The following is a 2,846-nucleotide window of genomic DNA, read 5'->3' as shown; positions in this document are numbered from 1 at the left end:
GCGTTGAACAAGCGCGCCGCCGAAATCGCGCGCGCGGTCGCCGACAAGGCTAACCGCAAGGTGATCGTCGCAGGCTCTGTCGGACCGACCGGCGAATTGCTGGTGCCGCTCGGCGCCATGACCTATGACGAGGCGGTAGACGCCTTCGCCGAGCAGATCGAAGGCCTCAAGGCGGGCGGCGCCGAAGTCGCCTGGATCGAGACCATGTCGGCACCGGACGAAATCCGCGCCGCGGCCGAGGCCGCCATCCGCGTCGGCCTGCCCTACACCTATACCGGCTCTTTCGACACCGCCGGCCGCACCATGATGGGCTTGCTGCCGAAGGACATCCACGGTGTCGTCGACGGGCTGTCGCAAGATCCGCTCGGCGTCGGGGCCAATTGCGGCGTCGGCGCGTCCGACATCCTGGCCTCGCTGCTCGACATGACCGAAGCCAGGCCGGAGGCGACGGTGATCGTCAAGGGCAATTGCGGCATCCCGGAATTCCGCGGCACCGAGATCCATTATTCCGGCACGCCGGAACTGATGGCCGACTATGTCAGGCTCGCCGTTGATGCCGGCGCCAAGATCGTCGGCGGCTGCTGCGGCACCTCGTTCCAGCATCTTGCCGCCATGCGCAAGGCGCTCGACGCCCACACCAGATCGAGCCGCCCGACCATCGACACGATCGTCGAGCGCATCGGCCCGATGCGCAACAAGGTGGCGACGCCTAACACCGCCGAGACCAGCGAAGCTCGCCGCGAACGCCGTCGCGGGCGGGCCTGAACCAATCGGCCGTTTCGGCTATTCGCTGTTTTCGGCGTAGCGCGACAGTGCTGTCTTGATGTCGGTGGTGCTGCCGGCGTCGCTGCCCATCGTCACCAATGCGCCGGATGCGCCGGGATCGCTGATCTGCTCCAGCATGACGCGGAAGCGGTCGTTGTTGAGGGCCGACATCGCGGTGGTGCGGGCGGCATCGACATCGCTCTTGATGCGTCGGGATTCCGCCGATGGCGTCGGTGAAACGGTCGCTCCCGGCGCCTGCGCGTTCCTTGCCGCTGGCGTCGAATTCGCGATGAACCTGATCTGCAACTTTGGCCCCCCACAAGCCTGTCTATTAGCTCTTCGTAACAAGAGGGGATTGCGATCATCTTCCCGAAAAACCACGCAATTTAACGATCTGCCGAAATCGGGAGCCGGGTTTGGAATCTGTTTAGATTCAGGTCAGGCCGAGCCGGAGTCGAAGACGGGCGCGAAGCGAACAAACTGGGAGGTCTGAGAACCGCGCGTGAGCACCGCAAGCGCAGGACGACGACGTTTGCAGGCCGCCTTGCCTGAATCTCGACAGATCCTCAAAAAAAGGCCGGCAAGGTTTTCCTTGCCGGCCTGCCTCACCCGCCCGTAGGCCGGCTCCCCCGTATCAGAACGATCCCGTCTGAAAGGAGCCGGCCGTTATTGCCACTACCGGTTACCGCCCAGCGCCGAGGCAAGGCGCACAAGCGACAAGAATTCCGACCTGTAGCCAAACGGATCGGCTCCTCGGGCGGCGGTGGCAATCTCCATGATCTTGTCGTAACCGAACTTCGCGGTCGCATCCTCGTCGCGCAGCTTCTGGCCGAACGCGGCGACCGCGACCGAGAAGCGCTGATCGGTGCCGGCCTGGTCGAAGGACTGGACCTCGTTGGCCGATGTCACCGGCGTGGTGATCAGCTTCGAGGTGTCCTCGTTGGGCAGCTTGTAGCGGATCTTGACGAAGGCATATTCGTCGGCATTGGCGACGCCGCCATTGTTGACCGTCGCCTGGCCGTAGCGCAGCGGGTCAATCTGCTCGCCGCCGCTGCCCTTCGGTGTGATCTCGTAGATCGCGGTCACCGAATGGCCGGAACCGATATCGCCGGCATCGACGCGGTCGTTGTTGAAATCCTCGCGGTTGAGCGCGCGGGTCTCATAGCCGATCAGCCGGTATTCCGAGACCTTGTCCGGATTGAACTCGACCTGGATCTTGACGTCCTTGGCGATGGTGAACAGCGTCGAGGACGCGTCCTCGACCAGGACCTTCTCGGCCTCGGCGAGCGTATCGATATAGGCGGCGGTGCCGTTGCCGTTCTGCGCGATGGTCTGCATCATCTGGTCGTTCAGATTGCCCCGTCCGAAACCGAACACCGACAGGAAGACGCCGGTCTTGCGCTCCTGCTCGATCAACCGCTTCAGGTCGTCGTCATCTGTCTGGCCGACATTGAAGTCGCCGTCTGTGGCGAGCATCACACGGTTGACGCCATCCTTGACGAAGGATTGCTGGGCAAGCTTGTAAGCTTCCCGGATACCCGCCTCGCCCGCCGTCGAGCCGCCAGGCTGCAGATGATCGATGGCCGACAGGATCTTGTCCTTCTCGGCGACCTTGGTCGGCATCAGCACCGTGCCGGCGTCGCCCGCATAGGTGACAATCGAGACGGTGTCGTCGGGCTTGAGCTTGCTGACCAGCAGGCGGAAGGCCGACTGCAACAACGGCAGCTTGTCCTGCTCGTTCATCGAACCCGACACGTCGATCAGGAACACCAGGTTGGCCTTGGGCTGCTCGGTCGGCTTGACGTCGAAACCCTTGATGGCGACGTGCATCAGCTTGGTGTGCTCGTTCCACGGCGTCGGCATGACGCTGACGGTCGAGTTGAACGGCGTCGAGGCCGCTTCCGGTCCCTTCCAGTCATAGGGGAAGTAGTTGATCATCTCCTCGACGCGGACCGTGTCGGCCTGCGGCAGGTAGCCTTCCTTCAGCGAGCGCCGTACGAAGGAATAGGAGGCGGTGTCGACGTCGATCGAGAAGGTCGAGACCGGGTCCTCGAGCGCGGCATGCACCGGGTTGGTCTTGG

The 2,846-nt window shown here is 63.5% G+C and carries 3 protein-coding genes; 1 reads left to right on the top strand and 2 read right to left on the bottom strand.

Annotated features, from left to right (window positions below):
* Window positions 1-765, top strand: a 765-nt coding sequence (gene bmt, locus EN781_RS30035; RefSeq protein WP_127400617.1) for a betaine--homocysteine S-methyltransferase, incomplete at its 5' end; no start/stop codon positions are given.
* An 18-nt stretch (window positions 766-783) separates the two neighbouring features.
* Here bmt and EN781_RS30030 read toward each other — a convergent pair.
* Window positions 784-1,071, bottom strand: a complete 288-nt coding sequence (locus EN781_RS30030; RefSeq protein WP_126054107.1) for a hypothetical protein — start codon at window positions 1,069-1,071, stop codon at window positions 784-786.
* A 369-nt stretch (window positions 1,072-1,440) separates the two neighbouring features.
* Window positions 1,441-2,846, bottom strand: a 1,406-nt coding sequence (locus tag EN781_RS30025) for a VWA domain-containing protein (protein ID WP_145965709.1), incomplete at its 5' end; no start/stop codon positions are given.

It is taken from the genome of Mesorhizobium sp. M4A.F.Ca.ET.090.04.2.1, assembly GCF_003999085.1.
Classification (GTDB): domain Bacteria; phylum Pseudomonadota; class Alphaproteobacteria; order Rhizobiales; family Rhizobiaceae; genus Mesorhizobium.
This window is presented reverse-complemented; position numbering and strand designations above follow the sequence as displayed.